The following is a 19,672-nucleotide window of genomic DNA, read 5'->3' as shown; positions in this document are numbered from 1 at the left end:
CTATGAAAGCGATCTACCGATCTTTATCTGCCTGGCCTGAATGAGAAGCCCTACTTAAAACCTTGTGCACCCGTCTAGCCAAGAGTCGCTACTCGATCAATGAACCTAGCCAGCATTTCGGAAGGCCTCACGTCAGGGCGCAGGAGGTAGGTAGTCAGCATCGGTGGCTTGCCTGCCAATCGCCGAGCTACGACCCCCGGATCACGACCGGACGCAATGTGCGCGGCGCCTGCTAATCCCAGCGCCAATCCAGCGGAGACCAAAGTCAACATGACCTCATAGGAAGCCACATGCTGGGCGATCAGTGGTCTTTGCTCGTAACGACGCAAGACACGATCCACCTGGCGAGCATGACCTTCGCACAACTCCGGATCGCACAGTGCCAATGGATAGCGCAACACTTCTTCAAGCGGAACCTGCTTGTAGGCCAGTACAGGGTGACGCGCCGGGACAGCCACCATTAACTCGTCCTCCCACGCACGACGCACCAAAATACCCTCGCCCACTTCGTCTGCCATCGAGAATCCAACGTCATACATGCCATCGTCCAGACCCTTGATTTGTTGGTCCAGAGGTACCTCAAACAGTCGAATGTCGATCTCGGGTTCCTCCTCTCGGCACCGCGCTAACAGCATAGGCATTCTTGAGGGTGTAATGCCATCGGATAATGAAATGCGCAGCTGTCCTTGAAAGCCGCCAACGGCCGACCTGACTCCCTCTCGCGCCTGCTCCAATGCCTGAAAGACACGTGGCACGCGCTCAAGGAACGCCTTTCCGGCAGGAGTCAAGCAAGTGCTTCGTGTGGTTCTCTTGAACAACTGCGCCCCGAGGTCTTCTTCCAGCTCCTTGATGGTGCGCGACAAGGGAGACTGGTCAACATGCAATCTTTCCGCAGCGCGGCCAAAGTGCAATTCCTCGGCCAAGACAAGAAAACAGCGTAGATGACGTAACTCCATACAACCAGTTCCCAAATCTTCCTCTGTTCCTTCTAACTTGCTAGGTTTCAGACTAATCCTTTCGTCCGATCGGAAGCCGCTGAAGCCTGCAAATGACGTTGCCCAAACTCTTGGTCAATCAATTGGCTCAGACAGATGAGGCCTACCTGTTGCGTCAAGGGCTCGCATAAACGGACTCGCTCACGTTTCCGCCCTCTCAGCGAGTGCTGTGACTGTCATCGGCCACAATGAACATCAGTTTGGGGCGCATATCAAAGCTCGACATTTCAAGTCGGTCAATCCGCGCGGAAGCCTGACTTCTTTACCGCTGGCTCCCAAAGCCGCGCATCGTTCTGCATGGTCGCCTGAAGATCGGCAGGCGTGCCGCCTCCGGCATCCAGGCCCAGACTGGCGAAGCGTTCCCGCACTTCGGGTAGCGCCAGCACCTTGTTGACCGCCCTGTTGAGGGCATCTACCTGGACGGCCGGCGTCTTCGCAGGTGCATACATGGCGAACCACCCGTGTCCCACGATAGCCGGATAGCCCTGCTCCTTGAAAGTGGGCACCTCCGGCATGACCGTACTGCGAGTGGTAGCGGAGGTTGCGAGCATGGCAATCCTCCCTGCCTTGGCATTCTGCTGCCACTCCATCACTACATCGATGCCCGCGGGCACATGGCCGCCAAGCACGGCGGACTGCAGAGCCGCACCGCCATTGAAGGGTACGTGGACCATGTCTACCCCCAGGGCACCGCCAATCATCACGCCGAAGAAGTGCGCCAAACTTCCTGCAGCCGGAGATCCAAAGGTGGCCTTCTCAGGATTCGCCTTCAGCCATGCAGCGTAGTCCTTGAGCGTCTTCGCAGGCGTCGCAGGTCCAACCGCCAGGCCAAAACCGAAGTCGCACAAGCGGATGATCGGCGTGAAATCAGTGGCAGCGTTGTAGTTGAGCTTGCTGAACACCATCGGCGCCAGCACAGGCACGACAACCGGTGTGATCATGACGGTATTCCCGTCCGCAGGCGCAGCCTTCAGCAGCTCCGCCGCCAAACGGCCTCCCGCCCCGCCTCGGTTGTCGACGATGACGGGGCGCTTGAGTTCGTCCTTCAGCTTATCTGACACGATGCGCGACACCACGTCGATGGCCACCCCTGCCGGCCAGCCGACGATCACGCGCAGGGGCTTGTCGTTCTGGGCTGACGCGCCGCCGGGTGCCAGGGCAGCCAGCGCCAGCGCCCCCAGACTGACCAGCAGGCCGCGACGCTTGGTCTTGATAATTGTCATTTTTGTCTCCTCGTATTCGCCATCAGGTGGTGTAGTGCAAGAACTTGCTGTCGATGAAGGCGTCCATCCCTTCCGTTCCGGACTCGCTGCCATAGCCGCTGTCCTTGACGCCTCCGAATGGGGCCTCGGGCACAGAAACCCCGATGCCATTCACGGCCAGACAGCCGACCTCGAGTCCTTGCGAGACCGCATGGATGCTGCTTGCAGAGTCCGTGAACAGGTAGCCGGCCAAGCCATAGGAATTCGCGTTGGCGCGTCCAATGGCTTCTTCAAGTGTGTCGAAAGGCGTGACACAGGCGACAGGTCCGAAAGGCTCCTCCTGCATGGCAGGAGCCAGGTCGTCCACACCTGCCAGCACCATCGGCGGCAAGAAGAACCCCGAATCCGGCTTCTCGCCCGCCAACAGCAGAGCTCCTTGGGCAACTGTGCGATCGACCAAGTCGAGCACCGCTGCCTGCCGACGCGCGCTGGCTACAGGACCCATCTGCGATGCCTCATCCATCCCGTTTCCCACGTGCAACTGGCGCGCACCCGCAGCGAAAGCATCGAGGAAGTCACCGTAAAGGCGCCGCGCGACGAAGAAGCGTGTCGGTGCCAGGCAGGCCTGGCCAGCATTGCGATATTTGTGCCCAACGAGCAAGGGAACGGCACGATCGAGATCCGCGTCCCCACACACGATGACTGGTGCATGCCCACCCAGTTCCAGTGTGATGGGCTTCAACCGTTCGCCTGCCATTTGCGCCAAGTGCCGCCCTACAGGAACGGAACCAGTGAAGGTGATCTTGCGAATGACCGGTGAAGCAATCAAAGCCTTCGACACTTCGGAAGGTACGCCGTACACCAATTGGAGCGTGCCAGCTGGAAGCTCCTGCGCGAGGCATTCGACCATGGCGGCGACGCTGGCCGGAGTCTCCTCCGCTGCCTTCAGCACGATGGAACATCCAGCCGCCAGCGCGCCGCCCAGCTTGCGCGCGGAAAGCACCAAGGGGAAATTCCACGGCGAAAACGCAGCCACGGGCCCCACCGGCGCTTTGAGCACGTCCATCCGGCTTCCAGCGGCGCGTGCAGGGATGATGCGGCCATAGGTACGTCTGGCTTCCTCTGCGTACCACTTGATCAAATCGGCGGCCAAAGCACACTCCATCCGTGCTTCGGCAAGAGGCTTGCCTTGCTCCAAGGTCAGCAAGTGCGCGATGTGCTCGCTACGCGCTCGCATCAAGGCCACGCCTCGTTCAAGGCGGGCGCAGCGCTCGTGCGCAGGCACGATCCTCCAGGCATGAAAGCCACGATCGGCAGCGGCCAAAACGTCTTGGAGGTCCTGCTCACTGGCCAAGCCGAGCGTATCCAGAGGTTGACCGTCAGCGGGATTCACCACGGTCATCGTCTTCCCGCTGCCACCGCGGCGCCACTCCCCGTTGACGAGCAACTGTGGCGCTTGATAGGAAACAGGGCTCATATGTTGCGCCCCCCATCCACGTCCAGGCAGACGCCGGTGAGGAACTCAGCATCATCGGACGCCAGAAATGCCACAGCGGATGCGACATCTGCCGGACGGGTGAATCGTCCCAGCGGGATACGCGCGAGAAACTTTTCGCGGTTCGCCGGCGTGTCCTCCATGCCCAAGAAGTCCGCCAGCATCGCTGTTTCACCAATCATCGGGTTCACTGCGTTCACCCGCACGTTGTGGCGCGCGAATTCCAGAGCCAGCCCCTTGGTGAGGTTGATCATTGCGGCCTTGCTACCGCTGTACCAGACGAGACCGGGCCCTGGGCGAACACCGGTGGTGGAAGCGACATTGACGAAGCAACCACCGCCTTGCGCGATGAACACCGGCATCACGGCTTGCGTGGACCAGAAGAGGCTCTTCAGGTTGACGCGATAGACACGATCGAACTCTTCCTCGGTCACGTCCAGAGCGGGCTTATTGCGGTGTGTCGTTCCAGCGTTATTGACCACGATGTGCAGGCCCCCGAGTTCACGCCGCGTGCCTTCTACCAGGTTGTGGAATTCAGCTTCGCTCGAAACGTCGCAGCGCATCGCATGCGCGGTTTGGCCCTGGGCATTCAGTTGCGCGGCCACATTCCGTGCGCCCTCAAGATTGAGGTCAGCAATCATCACCTTCACGCCAGCTTTGGCGAGGCGGCCGGCGATAGAGGCGCCAAAGCCGGAGGCGCCTCCGGTGACGATAGCCACCTTGTCTGTTATCTGCATAGCAATCTCTCGTCTTTCGTACATCAGGAAATTCATCGAACCGAAGCCCAACCGTGGCCTGGTGAGCGTTGCGGCCATGGGGTCGAGCTGCGTCTTTACGTGGCTGACTCTATGGCTGGCGTGTGAAAACGTGAAATCACATTTCTGCGGCTCTGATCGAAAATCCTGATCACCCTACTTACCCTGAGACGAACCTTGAAGCCCGCGTTTACGGCCGCAATCCAGCAGTTTGAAGAAGACGTGAACGCACCGCTGCTGGTCTGCAGTCGCAGGAATCGCGTCCACACATTTCTCGAACATCTTGGAGACAGCCTGTTCGCACCGCTGACCAAGATCACGCCTGTGCATCGACGACGATGGGTCGTTTGAGCCGAGCTTGCCTCTGTCCGTAGGATTCGGGCCCCTTACTGGCCCCCGGGGGCTTGGTACCGAGGAGCCATCAATACGAGGGGCTACGACGTCGTGGTGTTAGCCACTCTCGACGAGCCGGTATCGGCGACCGCCAGCAAATGCTCGAGGTGTCGCGGGCTCATATCCCTATGAGTTTTACGAATTATTTTGAGAAAAAAACACATTAGACGCATGGATGCACGCCATCTAGCATGTGTACCCATACCGATTCCAATAAAGGGGGGGAGAAAAGCCATGCACGTGTCCATACACCGCCTCGTCGGGCACACCGCTGTACTCCTCGGCCGTCTGCTGCTGAGCATCAGCGCGTTCGCCCAGAGCTTCCCGTCCAAGCCGGTGACGCTCTTGGTGCCATACCCGGCTGGCGGTGTATCGGGCATGCTCGCCGCCGCCCAGATCGGGTTCCTCACCCGTGGCGAATTGCCGGTAAACAACGTCGATGAGTTTTTGGAATACGCTCGACAACAAGCCCAGGAGGGAGGCCCCGTCACCTACGCCAGCGTGGGCCCGGGTCCGTTCGAGCACCTGCTGGCAGAGCAGGACCCGATGTCTGGCTAGGTTGACATCTTCCTGTCGCCCTTCGCCACAAAACACCTTGAGATGCGCAAGACCAAACGCACCATGGTGTTGGCGCTTCTAGGCACTGACCGGTTAGACACAGCCAAGGACAACCCCGCGATCACCGAAAGCAAATCGCTCAAGGACTTCATCTCCACCATGTGGACTGGCTACTTCGCGCGCCGCGACGCACCTGAGGCGACAGTGGCTGTGCTGCACAAAGCGGGACGCTGACCGGCCCTACAGTCCGCGCGAACCTGGAGGCGTCCAGCCAGACGCCTGCGCTACCCCTGTCGATCACCGAGGCCGCCAAGGCCAACACCGATGGCATCGCTCAATTTCGGGCCATTGCCAGTTCGATCAACCTGCAGGCGCAGTAAAGCTTGCAAGGGGCATCGTGCCCCTATTCGCCGCGTACCAGGCTAGGTACGGGTTCCCCCGGAGAAGATGGCCTTGAAACAATCTGCACTGTCTGCTCCCGCCCTGTTCCAGAGCGACCCCGCGATGTACGAACGCATCGTGAACGAGGTGCTTTCCGTATCCAGGCCCATGATGGAACGCGTGTGCGAAGCCACCCGCAGGGGCCTGCAAGCGCGCCTGGACGTGGCCCGCACGCCCGGCGAGCACAACGCCATGCTGGAGGCCAAGCAGCAGATCATCAAGCTCGCCCTTGTGATGAGCGACCGCTACCCCGAGGCGCTGCGTAAGGTCATCAGCCAGCAATCGCTCGGAGGACAGCAGCCCAAGACAGCTTCGCGCTCGCTGTTCACCGTGCATTTCGATGAGCTGGAGCTGATGGATGAAGAGCAGGTCAGCGAAAGCGTCGAACGCGCCCGCGCACGCCAGGTGCTGATCAACAGCGTAGAGGAGCCGCTGGCCAACCTGGACGCGCTGTTCTGCGCGGCCCAGGGCATCGCCAAGGTCGAGCCCCAGTACAACCCCCTGCGCCCCGAAGTTTTCCTGCAGGCATTGCAGACCGTGATTTCGCAGATGCAGGTGACCGATCAGGTCCGGCACGATTGGATGGCATCCATCTCGCCGGCGCTGGGCAGCGAGTTGCGCGCTCTCTACCTCACGCAGATCCAGCGCCTCAGGCAAAGTGGCGTACAGCCTGTGGGCTACGCCGTGCGCCAGGCCGATGGTCAGTATGTGTACTTGAGTACCGCCAGCGGCGGTGCATCGCTAGGGTTCTCCTTCGACAACGACTTCGTGGAGGAGGCGTCCACATCTGCATCCGCCTCGACATCCGGGTCATCATCGGGACCGGGTGAAAGCCCCTCCGACCCGCTGCTCACGCTCGACCGCCTGCGCCGCCTGCTGCAGGGCGAGCTGAGCGATGCGCCGGACGACACGCCATCGCAGCCCAAGACACGCGCGGAGAGTTTTGCCGAACATTTCGACCGAGAGTTCGAGTCGCCCCGCCAGTTACCCAGCAACGAACCGCCTGCCACCGACGCCATCATGACCATGCCTGCCGCCTTCGAGGCCTTGCAGGAGATGGGCCAGGTCGGCCACATGATGGAGCGCCTGGGCAGCGGCGCTGGCGGCACACCGGCCAAGCTACTGCGCAAACACACCGGCGGCCTGGGCGGAGCGCTGAGCATGGAAGTGGTGGCGCTGATGGTGGACAACATCGCGAGCGACACCCGCTTGCCCTGGCCCGTGCAGCAGTTCGTGCGGGCCCTGGAGCCCGCACTGATGCAGCTGGCACTGGTTGACCCCCGCTTCTTTAGCAACAAGCAGCATTCCGCACGCCGCCTGTTGCAAGAGATCACCGAGCGCAGCCTGGCGTTCGACAGCCACGAAGCCCCAGGCTTCCAGGCATTCATGCTGTCGCTGATGAACATTGCGGGCCCGCTGGCCACCGCCACCATCGAGGGCCCGGACGTCTTCGACCCCATCCTCGCACAGCTGCAAGCCACCTGGGCAGAAGCCGAGAAAGAGCGCCAGCGCGCCATCAAGGCCCTGCAGCACGCCGAACAGCGCCATCAGCTGGCGGCCAAGATCTCGCGTGACATCTGGCTGCTGCCGCAGATCGGCAACGTGCCACACAAGATTGCGCGTTTCCTGCTGGGCCCCTGGGCGAAGGTGCTGGCGCAGGCGCGCCTGACCGACGAGAGCAACAGCCCCGACCCCGGCCGCTACCAAGAGCTGGTGGATACCTTGATCTGGAGCTCCCAGCCCGAGCTGACCCGCGCCAACACCGGGCAACTGGCCCAACTGCTGCCCAAGCTGCTGGCCAAGCTGCGCGAGGGACTGGAGTCCATCGACTACCCGCCCGAACGCACCAAGGCCGTGTTCGACCTGCTGATGCAGTTGCACCAGCAGGCCTTCAAGCCAGCGCCCAAGGCGGCAGCCGCACCGCGCCCACCACGCGACCAACGCCGCCCCAAGGCGCCTTCACCCATGGACCTGGACCTGAACCTGGACTTGATGAACAACACCTTGCAGCTCGCCGCGCTGGAAGACGAAGAGCCCTGGGTGGCGCCATTGGAAGCGCGGGATTCCGGCTTCATGGAGTTCGATCAGTTGCCCGAGCCCGAAAGCCCCGCATCGGCGCCGGCCCCCGCAGCCCCGGGCAACACACCCGAACGGTCGGCTCTGGTCATGGGCTGCTGGGTGATCCTGCTGGTAGGCGGCAAATGGGAGCGCACCAAGCTGTCCTGGATCGGCCCCAGCGGCAAGCTCTTCCTGTTCACCAGCGCCACCGGGCGCTCCCAGTCTATGACGCTGCGGCTCGTCGACCGCATGATCCAGCAAGGCACGCTGCGCATCCTCACTCAGCAGAACGTGGTGGATAACGCTCTGGATACCGTGGCGCAGGTGGCTATGCGCAACAGCATGGAAAGCCGGCTGTAGGCGGCTCTCTTCAGGACCAACACCACCGTGACATGGCGCCCGACACTCTCGGCTTGCGTGGACCAGAAGAGGCTCTTCAGGTTGACGCGATACACGCCATCGAACTCTTCCTCGGTCACGTCCAGGGCGGGCTTATTGCGGTGTGTCTTTCCAGCGTTGTTGACCGCGATGTGCAGGCCTCCGAGTTCGCGCCGTGTGCCCTCCACCAGGTTGTGGAAGTCAGCTTCGCTCGAGACGTCACAGCGCATCGCATGTGCAGTCGTAGGTCAGGGAATTCATCGAACCGAAGAACCCGACCGTGGCCGAGTGTGCGTTGTGGTCATGGGCGCTCGATGAGTCTTCACATACCAGACTCTATGGCTGGTGCGTGAAATCGTGAATTCGCGTTTCTCCGTTTCCGATCGAAAATCCTGATCACCCTGTCTACCCTGAGGCGAACCTTGAAGCTGACCACCCTGCAGGCACTGATGCACATCGAAGAGCTAGGCAGCATCAGAGCCGCGGCAGAGGTCTTGGCCTTGTCTCAGCCCGCGCTCACAGCCGCCATCCAGCAACTCGAAGAAGAGTTGAACGCACCGTTGCTGGTCCGCACCCGCCAGGGCGCCACCCTCACTGAGTTCGGACACGCCTTCATGGTGCATGCCCGACTGATCGTGGCGGAGAGCCGGCGCGCGCGCGAGAAAGTCGACCAGCTCCGAGGCCGCTGGGAAGGCAGCGTGCGGTTTTCAGCCTCCCCGGCCGTGACACTGTCGATCCTCCCGCTAGCCCTGCAACAGTTCTCGCACAGACACCCAAAAGTGCAGGTGCATGTGCAGGATGGGCTCTATCCGGGAATCACCCCAGCGCTTCGAGACGGCACCTTGGACTTTGGCCTCACTCCCGTGCACAGGCTGAAGCTGGAAGCCGACTTAATCACCGAGCCGCTGTTCGACACCGAGTTCGTGATCGCGTGCAGCCGGTCGCATCCACTGAAGTCGGCTACATCCATCGCCGACCTCACGGATGCCCAATGGATCTTCTCAAGCGCACCTCGCGGACCAGGCGCAGTCATAGAGGACGTTTTTGCAGCCGCCGGGCTGGGAAAGCCACGGCGGGGAATGGTGTGTGAGTCGTTCCTGGCCTTGCCAGGCATAGTTGCACGATCAAACATGCTCGCGACCATGCCTCGCATGCTGTTCGAGGTGAACAGCTTTCGTTCGGAAATGAGCGAGATCAGTGTCGCGGATGTCTTACCCAGCCCGACTGTCTTCGTCGTGCGCCGCCACGACCTGCCCCTGACGCCCGCGGCAAGCCAACTCATCGGTTGGATCCAGCACTACTCACGGAAGGCCTAAGCCAGAAATGGATACGCGAGGCCTTTTCGCACATTCCGGCCTGGGGCAAACACCAAACGCGAGAGGGGGACCAGGATCATGTTCCTAGTCGGCTCGGTGGCGGGTATGGATAGCAGGGGTCATTATGAAACTCCGATCATTCGAGACACAGGCTACATGCTTCGCATCGCCAACATCAGTACTCCCCCGCTTCTGCACTCACGTCCCCCACTGCTTGGTAAAGGCCGCCTGGCTCATCGAGCAGTGCCTGGCGGCGGGTCGTCGTACAGGTGCGTCTGCAGGATCCGGCGGAAGGTAGCCATCGCCGGTGGGGGGGTACGGCCCGCTAAGGTGATGACTGCGTAGCGTACCTTGGCCCGAATGTCGGGATACAGCGGCAGGAGCACGAGCCGGCCCGAGCTCAATCCCGCCCTCGCCGCAGCGTGCACGCCGAGGAACACAGCATCCGACTGCTCCACCGCCATCAACAAGGCAGAGACGTCATCGCACTCCAAGCGCACCATCTCCGAGGGGTGCGCTTGCAGCCCGAACTGGTCCACGATCAGGCGGATCACCTCGTCCGACAGCGGCGTGCAGGCCACTGGGTAGGCCAGCACCTGCGCCAAAGTCAAACGGGCCGCACCCACCAGGGGGTGCCCTGCCCGCGCGATGAACCCTGCGCGCTGCTCGGCCAGCGCCTCAATCTGCAAATCGGGTGCCGGCACAACGCGCCGCAGATCCACCACCAAGGCATCACACTGGCGATTGCGTAGCTGCATAACGAGCAGTTCGGCTGGTCCATGGACCACCGATACACGCAAGCTCTGGTAGTCACGCGCCACGGTCGTCAACAGCGGCACCGTGAGCAGCACGGCGGGACCCGAACCCAGCCCGACGCTGATGCGACCCAGGTTGCCCTCTTGGATCAAACGCGCGCTGTCGCGCAGCGCCTCTAAATCGCTCAGGATGGGCCGTGCGCGCGCCACCACCTCCATCCCCAAGGGCGTAAGCGTGTTGCGCTTTCCCAGCCGGTCTAGCACCTGACCACCCAGTTCCATCTCCAGGCCCTGGATGCTGCGGCTCAGGGCCGACTGCGTGATGAACAGGCGTCCAGCGGCTCGGATAAACGAGCCGGTATCGGCGATCGCCAGCAAATGCTCCAGGTGTCGCAGATTCATATCCCTATGAGTTTTACGAATTATTTTTAGAAAAATAACACATTGGACGCATGGATGTGTGCTGTCTAGCATGAATACCTATACCCATTTCAACAAAGGGGAGGAGAAAAAACATGCACGTTTCCATACACCGCCTTGTCGGGCACACCGCTGTACTCATCGGCGGTCTGTTACTGAGCATCAGCGCGTTAGCCCAGAGCTTCCCGTCCAAGCCGGTGACGCTCCTGGTGCCATACCCGGCTGGCGGTGTATCGGACGTGATTGCGCGCACGGTGCACAACGCCCTGAGCAAACAGCTGGGCCAGCCGGTCATCGTGGAAAACCTGGGCGGCGCCAGTGGATCCATCGCGGCGCAAAGGGCTTTGAACCAGCCAGCCGATGGCTATGTGGTGTTCCAAGGCTCCCCCAACGAACTCGTCCTAGCTCCGCTGGCTATATCTGCCGTGAAGTTCAAGAGCGAAGAGTTCCGCTTGGTGAACATGATCGCGACCGCCCAGATCGGCTTTCTCACCCGTGGCGACTTGCCGGTGAACAGCGTCGATGAATTCTTGGAATACGCCCGCAAGCAAGCCAAGGAGGGACGTCCAGTCACCTACGCCAGCGTAGGCCCAGGTTCGTTCTACCACCTGCTGGGAGAGCACCTGTCCAAGGTCACTGGGATCCCCATGGTTCATGTGCCCTACAAAGGGGGAGGACCGGCAGAGCAGGACTTGATGTCTGGCCAGGTGGACATCTTCCTGTCGCCCTTTGCAACCAAGCACCTTGATCTACGCAAGACCAAGCGAATTAAGGTGTTGGCGCTTCTAAGCTCTGCCCGGTTGGACACGGCCAAGGACATCCCAGCGATTACCGAAAGCAAATCACTCAAGGATTTCACCTTCACCATCTGGACAGGCTACTTCGTGCGCCGCGACACACCTGAGACGACGGTGGCAGTGCTGAACAAAGCGATTGCCGGAACGCTGAGCGACCCGACGGTGCGCGCCAACCTAGAGGCGTCCAGTCAGACGCCTGCGCCGCCACTATCGATCACCGATGCGGCCAAGGCCTACACCGACGGCATCGCTCAGTTTCGGGCGATTGCCAGCTCGATCAACCTGCAGGCGCAGTAGACCATGGGCCACCCTCTTCCCCTCTCTCTGCTCAGGCACGTCGATACCTTCATTGAACTGCGGCGCGACCTGCACCGCCACCCCGAACTGGGCTTTCAAGAGCTACGCACCAGTGCGCTGGTGGCGGAAAAACTGACCGAATGGGGCTACGAAGTCACGCGCGGCCTGGGTGGCACGGGCGTGGTGGGCCAACTGCGGCGCGGCAACGGAATCCGCCACTTGGGCCTGCGGGCTGACATGGACGCCCTGCCCATCACCGAAGCGACGGGACTGCCACATGCCAGTTGCCACCCTGGACTGATGCACGCCTGCGGACACGACGGCCACACTGCGATGCTGCTTGCGGCAGCGCACCACCTGGCTTACCACGGACAGTTCAGCGGGACACTGAACCTGATCTTCCAGCCTGCCGAGGAAGGTCTGGGTGGCGCCCACAAGATGATGTGTCGATGGACTGTTCGAGCGGTTTCCGTGCGACGCCATTTTTGCCATGCACAACATGCCGGGCCACCCGCCGGGACACCTGCTGTTTCGCACCGGTGCTTTCATGGCATCGAGCGAGAACATTGTCATCACCCTGCACGGGGTGGGCGGTCACGGTGCCATGCCACACCACGCGGCGGACCCCGTGGTGGCAGGCTCTGCCATCGTGCTCGGACTGCAGAGTATCGTCGCGCGCAACGTTCCACCGCTGCAGATGGCCGTGATCACCGTGGGAGCGTTCCTGGCCGGCGAAGCCAACAATGTCATCCCGCAGACGGCCACGCTGAAGCTCAGCGTGCGCTCTCTGGACCGAAGCGTGCATGAGTTGCTCAACCGCCGTATCCGCGAACTCGTCGACGCTCAGGCGCAAAGCTACGGGGTCCGCGCTGAAATGGATTTCCTCGGCGGCTACCCCGTGCTGGTGAACACACCTGCAGAGACCGAACTCGCCCGTCAGGTCGGCTGCGAACTCGTAGGGCCCGACCATGTCATCGAGCAAGCCGCCCCCCAGACCGGAAGCGAAGACTTTGCCTTCATGCTCGAAGAAGTGCCCGGCAGCTATCTGCTGATCGGCAACGGCGACGCCGCCATCGGAGGCCATGGCGCCTGCATGGTGCACAACCCCAACTACGACTTCGAAGACCGGAACGTCGCGGTGGGCAGCGCCTATTGGGTGCGGCTGGCCGAACGGTTTCTGACCGACGTTACTGGCTGACCCTCTGCCTGACCCCTTCGCACGAGCGATTGCCCAACGCAGCGCGCGCTCGGAAGACGGCGCAGAGGAGCCCGAGGTACTGGTGCCATCGGCACCTTCTGAAATTGGTCTTGACGTGCCGCCTGCAGTCAAGCGTCGCAAACCAGTGATGGTTGCTGGCCCCATGCATGGAGGCTCGACGTGCGCTGATCCCGACGGTGCACAGCCAAACATGGAGAACTTTGGATTTTCCAAACATTGCCTATTGAAGAGAAAGGACACAAGCCCTTGATAGAGAGCTCACAAGATATCCAACGTCGCAAGGACTTTCTCTCCCTCACCCTTCGGGATGAGCAGGTGATGTCAAGTGTGCACGAGACCCTCGGGAGCCAGGCGAAAGTCTTTCTGGAAGGGTTTTATCGTCACCTGCTTTCGTTTCCGGAGATGCGCGCGCTGCTTCCAACTGATCTGGCGTTGGAAAAGCTCAAGGGGCTCCACAGAAGCTACTTTGTGAGGCTCACGGCAGGAGCCTATGACGAGGTGTATGCCGATGAGCGCCAACGTGTGGGCCTGGCCCATGCTCGCATTGGGCTGTCGCCCGGCTGGTATTTGGGTGCCTACAGCCACTACCTCACCGAACTCCTGCCGCATATCGCCCAGTTGCCTGGACTGGCCCCAGAGCAGACTGCCGATGCGATCCAGGCGTTCATCAAGGTCGTCTTGCTGGACGTTGGACTGGTCATCGATAGCTACATCACCCATCGCGATTCGCTGGTCGCAGAGTTCCGGGACTACGGAGCAGTGTTCGAGCACTTGCCCTACGGCGCGCTCGTGGTCACGGCCAAGCTGGAGGTGGTGTTTGTCAACGAAGCCTTCGCACAACTGGCAGGCCAGTCACGAGTAGAGTTCACCGCTGGCAAAGCGCTCCCGTCCATCATGGATGTAGGGAGCTTGACGGAGCTGGTGAGCATAGCGCTGCAGCGCGAGCATGCCGTGGGGCGATCGCGTCTGCAATTCCCTGATCAAGCAACGGCGATACCGGTTTCTATCACCGTCCACGCGTTGCCGCCAACCGACGACAAAGCGCCGCCACGCTTGCTGATCACCGTTGAGGATCTGCGAGAACAAGAGCAGCTCAATCGCAGTTTGCTCAATGCCCAAGAGGCAGCCAACATCGGCATCTGGCACATCAGCTTCGAAGGCAGACCCTTCGTCACGCCTCAAGCGTCACGCATCATGGGCTGGCCGGTGGGTCAGCGATTCACCTATGCCGATGTACTGGGCTGCGTGCATCCTGACGATCGCACCTACGCCGATTCGCAGTGGAAAAAGGGGATGGCCACCGGCCACTTCGGTTTCGAAATGCGCATCCAGGAAGGCACCAGCATCCGCTGGGTGGAGGCACTTGGAACCTTCGAGCATGGCAAGACCGGCCAGCCTGTCAGAGGCTATGGCACGTTGATGGACATCACGAGCCGCAAACTGACCGAACAGCGCATGGAGAAGCTGGCGTTCTTCGACGCACTCACAGGCTTACCCAATCGCGTTCACGGAATTAATCAGGCTCAGCGCCTGCTTGACGTCGCAGGCAAACGAGGCCAGCGGGCGACGGTGCTCTTTGTCGATCTCGATCGATTCAAGGAGATCAACGACTCGCAAGGCCATGTCGTGGGAGACGAACTGCTTACCAAAGTGGCAACGCGCTGCGAGGCCATGGTCGTCGGCGATGGTGTTGTCGCCCGCTTGGGCGGCGATGAATTTCTGTGCGTGCGTGTACTCCCTGACGGCGAGGATGTGATGGCCTTGGCCCGTGAGGTCTGTTCAACATTGGGAAGTCCCATGATGCTGAACAACCTTTGCGTGGAAGTGGGGGCCAGCGTCGGAGTCGCTCTCTACCCCGAGCACGGGCGCAGCGTGGACGAGTTGATACGGCAGGCTGATATCGCCATGTACCAGGCCAAGATGCAAGGCGGCGGTGCTTGTCAACTCTATGAGGCACGAATGGGCCAACAGGTCCAGAAGCGCATCGTCATCGGAGCCAAGCTGAGGGAGGCCATGGCGCAATCACGCCTGGAACTGCACTTCCAACCGAAGATCGCCTTGGGTTCACTTGAGTTGCGTGGAGTGGAAGCGCTCGCGCGTTGGAAGGACGACGAATTTGGCTGGGTGAGCCCAAGTGAGTTCATCCCCGTCGCTGAAGAGCGTGGCCTCATCATCGCGCTCGGTGACTGGATCTTGGATGCAGCGGCTCGTCAGTGGCGAGATTGGCGTTCTGCCGGCATTGCGCAACCGCCTTCCATTGCCGTGAATGTATCGGTCGCGCAGATGATGAGTGACTCTTTCCATGAGCGTGCTTTGGCGATCGTGCGCGCGCACGATGTGGACCCTCGCTTCATCGAACTGGAGATCACCGAGTCGGCGCTGATGCACGACCCTGAGAGGGCAGAGCGGATGGCGTCCCAACTGGTGGGATACGGCTTCACTCTTTCCATCGACGATTTCGGCACGGGCTACTCCTCGCTGGCGCGGCTTCAGAGCTTTCCCGTGTCGCGGCTCAAGATCGACATGTCTTTTGTGCGCTGCATGTTCAGCGAACCCAGCAGCCTCGCCATCGTGACCGCCATTGTTCACATGGCCCATGCACTCCAGTTGTCGACGATCGCAGAAGGCGTGGAAACACAAAGCCAGGTAGACAAACTTCGTGAGCTGCAGTGCGACGAGGTGCAAGGCTTCTTCTTTTCAAAAGCTGTTTCAGCAGGCGAGTTGGCGAGCAACTGGTTAGCTCAGCCGTCTGGCCTTTCCCCACGGCAATAAAAAGCGCGAGTTCCCTATGAGAGTCAATCTGCCTGTCACCAGCCAGGAGTACAAGTTTCCAGAGTCTGACACTTTGGTCTCGGTCACCGATACCAAAGGCCGTATCACATACTGCAACCCCGCGTTCATTGACGTGAGCGGCTTTACACAAGAGGAGTTGCTGGGCCATCCCCACAATCTGATCCGCCACCCTGACATGCCCGCCGAAGCTTTCCGCGATCTGTGGCAGACCATATCTGCAGGCCTTCCCTGGACAGGTCTCGTAAAGAACCGACGCAAGAACGGAGACTTTTACTGGGTGCAGGCAAACGTCACGCCATTGCGTGAGGGCGACCAGATCACAGGCTACCTGTCGGTGCGCACGCTTCCTGATCGCAGAAAGGTGCTGTTTGCCGAAAGGCTCTATGCCACCATGCGCGCCGAGGCTCAGGCAGACCGTCTTGTCCATACGCTACGCCATGGTGCCGTACTGCGGCAGGACCTGGGCGGCCGACTGGTTCGGCTGCTGGCCCCTTCCGTTTCCATGCGCCTGCTGCTGGTGATAGCCCTGGCAGTGATGGTTCCGCTACTGCTCTCGTGGGCAGATGCGCCCTGGCGCCTCACCGGGACTGCGGCCGTGATAGCCGTGGGTGTATCGTCGTTTCTGACCCACACGCTGGCCGTCGCACCACTGCAGGAGCTCGTTCACGATGCCAATCAATTGGCGTCAGGAGACCTGTCGCATTCCGTGCATACAGGGGCCAGCGGCAACGTCGGCAACCTTCAGCGCGCACTTTTCCAACTTAGCGTGAATCTGCGAACTGTGGTGAGCGATGTGCGCCAGGAGGTAGGAAACCTGGAGGTTGCCGTGCGGGAGGTCGTTGCCGGTAACCACGACCTCTCATCCCGTACTGAGAACCAGGCGGGCAGCCTGCAGCAAACTGCCGCAGCAATGGAAGAGATCAACGTCACGGTGCAAAACAGCGCTCAGGCTGCCAGCCGTGGTGCCCGTTTTGCACAAGAGGCATCTGGCATCACACAGCGCAGCAACGATGCAGTGCAGGCCATGAGCCAGACGATGCAAGGCATTACTGAATCGTCGCGGCACATCGGCGACATCGTGCACCTTATCGAAGGTGTGGCATTCCAGACCAACATTCTTGCGTTGAACGCCGCCGTAGAGGCGGCACGTGCAGGCGACGCTGGGCGGGGCTTTGCGGTGGTGGCTTCGGAGGTGCGCACGCTGTCTGCACGCACCACGCAGGCGGCGCGCGATATCAAGCAGCTCATCGCCGAGTCGGCTGAACGCGTGACATCGGGCACCAAGGCTACAGGCGAAGCGCGTGATCGCATGGCGGAAGCACTGACCGCCGTGCAACGCGTCAGTGCCTTGCTGGGGGAAATCAGCACCGCGGCCGAGGAGCAGCAAACCGGGATATCGCAGGTGAATGCCGCAGTGGCCCATATGGACTCGATCACCCAACAGAACGCTGCGATGGTGGAGGAGCTGGCTGCAGCCGCGCAGTCGCTGCGAGGTCAAGTGCACGGTGTGAGCAACTCAATGCGCCTGTTCCGCCTCGAGCGCGGTGAAGCCACTTTGTCGCAGATCGACGCCGTGGAACTGCGGCGAAAAGGTCCATTTCTGAAAGCCAGCAGCAGATAGCCGGGATGGCAAAGGCGTGTTGTTGTTGCGACGACAAGTCGGATCCAGAACACTCGACGTACTTCGTCACGTAGGTTGAAGTAGTCCGCCAAATTGGATTTCTGCTGGCGAATTGATCTATTCACATCTGTCAGGTGCCCCCTATGCTTTTTCCGAGTGATCGACCAATCTCCCATGACACTCCACCGCCGCGCACCGTCGCGGCAAGTTGCTGCCCCAGGGACTTTTCAATCACCGGCTTCCACGGCACCAGGCTGAAACCCCTTCCGTCATCGACCAGTGCATAACGTCCGCTGTTCAATATGAGGCTGCGTCGGTAGATGCCGACCACACGCTGACCATCAACTACGGGGCAATGCACCAAACCCGTTTCGGCGGCAATGTCCTTGGCGGCCTGCGTCAGTTCCCGGTTGCATAGAGTCGCCAGCAGGTTTCGCGCAACAATCACCCGCTGGCCGCGCCGCTCAGCCAGTCCCTGTTCGGCCAGGAAATCGGCACGCTGCTGCATGGCCTGCCTCGTCTCGCCACCAAAGCCCATGTCACCCAGTCCTCGGCCACCGCGGATCAGTTGCTGGTCGAGCCAGGTAGCACCGATGACACGGGCCTGCCGCTCAATGGGCAGGCGCGATTTCAGCTCCACGGCTACGCCGCCAGGGCGTTGGGCGTCGTACTGACGGCCACGCTCGGGCAGGTCAGCAGGCACTTTCCACAACCCCTCGGTCAGACGCTCCACGATGCCGGCCCGGCGCAGAGCTTCCAGCCGACGCACATGGGCCGCCACCACCTCATGCGGGTCGCGGCCCAACACGGCCTGCCCTTGCACGATAGCGAGGTGATGGTCGGTGCGGTACAGGCCATTGCTCACCAGCGCAGCGACGTTGCGGTCGGCCATGCGCACGTCAGCGGAACCGCGCACTTCCACCACCGCGCCGACCGGGTAGTTGGCCAACTCGTCGCGGGCGTTCAGCGCAACATAGTGGGCTTTTCCATCGGTCCCGTCGATGACTAGATAGCCCCGGTCGTGCAGTTCGTCTGCCAGCCCCCTGGCGGCCACGCGGCCGACGATCGTGCGGCCATCCTCCCCTGGTTCGAACACCGCCAGTTCGCGCGGTTGACCGCTCATGGCCCGCTGCATCGCGCGGATGATGTCGCCACGCGCGCCCAGGGCGCGCAAGGTCTTCTCGGCATCAGCATGAATGGTCCAGGTGCCGGGCTGAACTTCGTCGGCCAGGCCCAGACGCTGCAACCGCTGCAGGCGGCCGATCAGCAGCAGGCGCTGGTGTTGCAGCCGCGGTTCGTTAAAGCGTTCAATCTGCACGTGGCCATTGTCGCCAGCCTCACGCTTCAACGTGCGATCCAGGCTCGTCCACCGCTCCTGTTCCACTTCGCGTCGCAAGGTCTGCTGGATCTCCAGTTCGGTGCGCGGCCCCAACCATTCGGTCGCCAGTTCGGCGGCGCGATGTCGGAATCCATCGACGATGTAGTCGCCCGCAATGATGAGGTCTCTACCGGTATCGTCGCGCCCGCGCACGATCAGGTGGGTGTGCGGGTTGTCGGTGTTCCAGTGATCGACCGCCACCCATTCCAACCGCGTGCCCAGGTCGGCTTCCATGCGCCCCATCAGGTGCCGCGTGTATGTGCGCAAGTCTTCCAGCTCCGCGCCATCCTCGGGCGAAAGGATGAAGCGGAAATGGTGCCGATCCTCGGCGCAGCGTTCCTTGAAGGTGTCAAGATCGGCATCGTCGCTCTGCGGTCCATAGGCCCGGCCCTGCTCACCATCACGGCCCACACCATCGCGCTCCACGTAGCGCAGGTGCTTGGCGAGCGACTGCGGGCTGGCCCGCTGCTGGTTGACCAGCAATGTTTTGATAGTCACACGCCGCGACATGGACGTGAGCTTCGCGCCCGCAAACCGCGCCGCCGTATGGCCGCGCCCCAGGCGCGAGCCAGGCCGCTGGCCGGTGCTCTTGCCGCCGCCGGTCGATGCCGGACGGCGCAGCGAGGACTTGCCGCCACTGGCCTTGCCGGTCTGCTCGAGCACCTTGGCGATGAAGCCCTGACCCCTGTTCTTCGGGGCGCTTGGGCTGATACGGAAATCGTCGTCGCGGCGGTCGGTCATGACATCTCTCCCTGGAAGCTGGGGCGTAGGCCATCGTGCGCAGCACTCGGGCAAGCCGGC

14 protein-coding genes and 2 pseudogenes are annotated in these 19,672 nt (G+C 61.5%); 8 read left to right on the top strand and 8 right to left on the bottom strand.

From position 1 onward, the window contains the following. Positions 1 to 74: 74 nt before the first annotated feature. From ACN20X_RS14300 to ACN20X_RS14280, 5 genes and pseudogenes are all read right to left on the bottom strand, one after another. Positions 75 to 956 carry a LysR family transcriptional regulator gene (locus ACN20X_RS14300; RefSeq protein ID WP_473210768.1) on the bottom strand — a complete coding sequence of 294 codons (882 nt, stop codon included), beginning with the start codon at positions 954 to 956 and terminating at the stop codon, positions 75 to 77. 275 nt (positions 957 to 1,231) lie between these two features. Further along, positions 1,232 to 2,218, bottom strand: coding sequence for a Bug family tripartite tricarboxylate transporter substrate binding protein (locus tag ACN20X_RS14295; RefSeq protein ID WP_473210767.1), 987 nt, complete (start codon positions 2,216 to 2,218; stop codon positions 1,232 to 1,234). A 22-nt stretch (positions 2,219 to 2,240) separates the two neighbouring features. After that, complete coding sequence (locus ACN20X_RS14290; RefSeq protein WP_473210766.1) at positions 2,241 to 3,674, bottom strand: NAD-dependent succinate-semialdehyde dehydrogenase; 1,434 nt, start codon at positions 3,672 to 3,674, stop codon at positions 2,241 to 2,243. After that, positions 3,671 to 4,429: an SDR family oxidoreductase gene (locus ACN20X_RS14285; RefSeq protein WP_473210813.1), complete on the bottom strand. Its 759-nt coding sequence runs from the start codon at positions 4,427 to 4,429 to the stop codon at positions 3,671 to 3,673. Before ACN20X_RS14285 ends, ACN20X_RS14290 begins: the two co-directional genes overlap by 4 nt. A 267-nt stretch (positions 4,430 to 4,696) precedes the next feature. After that, positions 4,697 to 4,873, bottom strand: a pseudogene (locus ACN20X_RS14280) (IS5/IS1182 family transposase); the annotation flags it as partial. A 201-nt stretch (positions 4,874 to 5,074) separates the two neighbouring features. Between ACN20X_RS14280 and ACN20X_RS14275 the strand changes: the two are divergent. From ACN20X_RS14275 to ACN20X_RS14265, 3 genes are all read left to right on the top strand, one after another. Then, positions 5,075 to 5,398 carry a hypothetical protein gene (locus ACN20X_RS14275; RefSeq protein ID WP_473210765.1) on the top strand — a complete coding sequence of 108 codons (324 nt, stop codon included), beginning with the start codon at positions 5,075 to 5,077 and terminating at the stop codon, positions 5,396 to 5,398. Positions 5,399 to 5,440: 42 nt separating this feature from the next. Beyond that, a complete protein-coding gene (locus tag ACN20X_RS14270; RefSeq protein WP_473210764.1) occupies positions 5,441 to 5,632 on the top strand; it encodes a hypothetical protein in 192 nt (63 codons plus the stop codon). A gap of 213 nt (positions 5,633 to 5,845) precedes the next feature. After that, complete coding sequence (locus tag ACN20X_RS14265) at positions 5,846 to 8,257, top strand: DUF1631 family protein (RefSeq protein WP_473210763.1); 2,412 nt, start codon at positions 5,846 to 5,848, stop codon at positions 8,255 to 8,257. On the opposite strand, the gene ACN20X_RS14260 is transcribed toward ACN20X_RS14265, so the two are convergent. Next, on the bottom strand, positions 8,179 to 8,505 hold the full coding sequence (locus ACN20X_RS14260; RefSeq protein ID WP_473210762.1) for an SDR family oxidoreductase: 327 nt from the start codon (positions 8,503 to 8,505) through the stop codon (positions 8,179 to 8,181). The genes ACN20X_RS14265 and ACN20X_RS14260 overlap by 79 nt on opposite strands. A gap of 192 nt (positions 8,506 to 8,697) precedes the next feature. On the opposite strand from ACN20X_RS14260, the gene ACN20X_RS14255 reads away from it, so the two are divergent. Continuing rightward, positions 8,698 to 9,591, top strand: coding sequence for a LysR substrate-binding domain-containing protein (locus tag ACN20X_RS14255; protein WP_473210761.1), 894 nt, complete (start codon positions 8,698 to 8,700; stop codon positions 9,589 to 9,591). Between the two features lie 233 nt (positions 9,592 to 9,824). Here ACN20X_RS14255 and ACN20X_RS14250 read toward each other — a convergent pair whose 3' ends face one another. Further along, entirely contained in the window at positions 9,825 to 10,748 is a 924-nt protein-coding gene (locus tag ACN20X_RS14250) for a LysR family transcriptional regulator (RefSeq protein ID WP_473210760.1), read from the bottom strand. A 113-nt stretch (positions 10,749 to 10,861) separates the two neighbouring features. Between ACN20X_RS14250 and ACN20X_RS14245 the strand changes: the two genes are divergently transcribed. The 4 genes and pseudogenes from ACN20X_RS14245 (at position 10,862) to ACN20X_RS14230 (ending at position 17,493) form a co-directional block, all read left to right on the top strand. Further along, a complete protein-coding gene (locus ACN20X_RS14245; protein WP_473210759.1) occupies positions 10,862 to 11,860 on the top strand; it encodes a tripartite tricarboxylate transporter substrate binding protein in 999 nt (332 codons plus the stop codon). Positions 11,861 to 11,863: 3 nt separating this feature from the next. Next, positions 11,864 to 13,058: pseudogene (locus tag ACN20X_RS14240) on the top strand (M20 aminoacylase family protein). Between the two features lie 267 nt (positions 13,059 to 13,325). Further along, complete coding sequence (locus tag ACN20X_RS14235) at positions 13,326 to 15,851, top strand: EAL domain-containing protein (protein WP_473210758.1); 2,526 nt, start codon at positions 13,326 to 13,328, stop codon at positions 15,849 to 15,851. A gap of 16 nt (positions 15,852 to 15,867) precedes the next feature. Further along, positions 15,868 to 17,493: a methyl-accepting chemotaxis protein gene (locus ACN20X_RS14230; RefSeq protein ID WP_473210757.1), complete on the top strand. Its 1,626-nt coding sequence runs from the start codon at positions 15,868 to 15,870 to the stop codon at positions 17,491 to 17,493. A 130-nt stretch (positions 17,494 to 17,623) separates the two neighbouring features. On the opposite strand, the gene ACN20X_RS14225 is transcribed toward ACN20X_RS14230, so the two are convergent. After that, complete coding sequence (locus tag ACN20X_RS14225; RefSeq protein ID WP_473210756.1) at positions 17,624 to 19,612, bottom strand: DUF3363 domain-containing protein; 1,989 nt, start codon at positions 19,610 to 19,612, stop codon at positions 17,624 to 17,626. Positions 19,613 to 19,672: the final 60 nt, after the last annotated feature.

It is taken from the genome of Delftia sp. PX-1 (assembly GCF_055797465.1).
This window is presented reverse-complemented; position numbering and strand designations above follow the sequence as displayed.

Excerpts from the sequence above, each read along its gene's own strand:
- ACN20X_RS14300 (WP_473210768.1), bottom strand. The coding sequence starts at position 956 with ATGGAGTTACGTCATCTACGCTGTTTTCTTGTCTTGGCCGAGGAATTG.
- ACN20X_RS14295 (WP_473210767.1), bottom strand. The coding sequence starts at position 2,218 with ATGACAATTATCAAGACCAAGCGTCGCGGCCTGCTGGTCAGTCTGGGG.
- ACN20X_RS14290 (WP_473210766.1), bottom strand. The coding sequence starts at position 3,674 with ATGAGCCCTGTTTCCTATCAAGCGCCACAGTTGCTCGTCAACGGGGAG.
- ACN20X_RS14285 (WP_473210813.1), bottom strand. The coding sequence starts at position 4,429 with ATGCAGATAACAGACAAGGTGGCTATCGTCACCGGAGGCGCCTCCGGC.
- ACN20X_RS14275 (WP_473210765.1), top strand. The coding sequence starts at position 5,075 with ATGCACGTGTCCATACACCGCCTCGTCGGGCACACCGCTGTACTCCTC.
- ACN20X_RS14270 (WP_473210764.1), top strand. The coding sequence starts at position 5,441 with ATGCGCAAGACCAAACGCACCATGGTGTTGGCGCTTCTAGGCACTGAC.
- ACN20X_RS14265 (WP_473210763.1), top strand. The coding sequence starts at position 5,846 with ATGGCCTTGAAACAATCTGCACTGTCTGCTCCCGCCCTGTTCCAGAGC.
- ACN20X_RS14260 (WP_473210762.1), bottom strand. The coding sequence starts at position 8,505 with ATGCGCTGTGACGTCTCGAGCGAAGCTGACTTCCACAACCTGGTGGAG.
- ACN20X_RS14250 (WP_473210760.1), bottom strand. The coding sequence starts at position 10,748 with ATGAATCTGCGACACCTGGAGCATTTGCTGGCGATCGCCGATACCGGC.
- ACN20X_RS14245 (WP_473210759.1), top strand. The coding sequence starts at position 10,862 with ATGCACGTTTCCATACACCGCCTTGTCGGGCACACCGCTGTACTCATC.
- ACN20X_RS14230 (WP_473210757.1), top strand. The coding sequence starts at position 15,868 with ATGAGAGTCAATCTGCCTGTCACCAGCCAGGAGTACAAGTTTCCAGAG.
- ACN20X_RS14225 (WP_473210756.1), bottom strand. The coding sequence starts at position 19,612 with ATGACCGACCGCCGCGACGACGATTTCCGTATCAGCCCAAGCGCCCCG.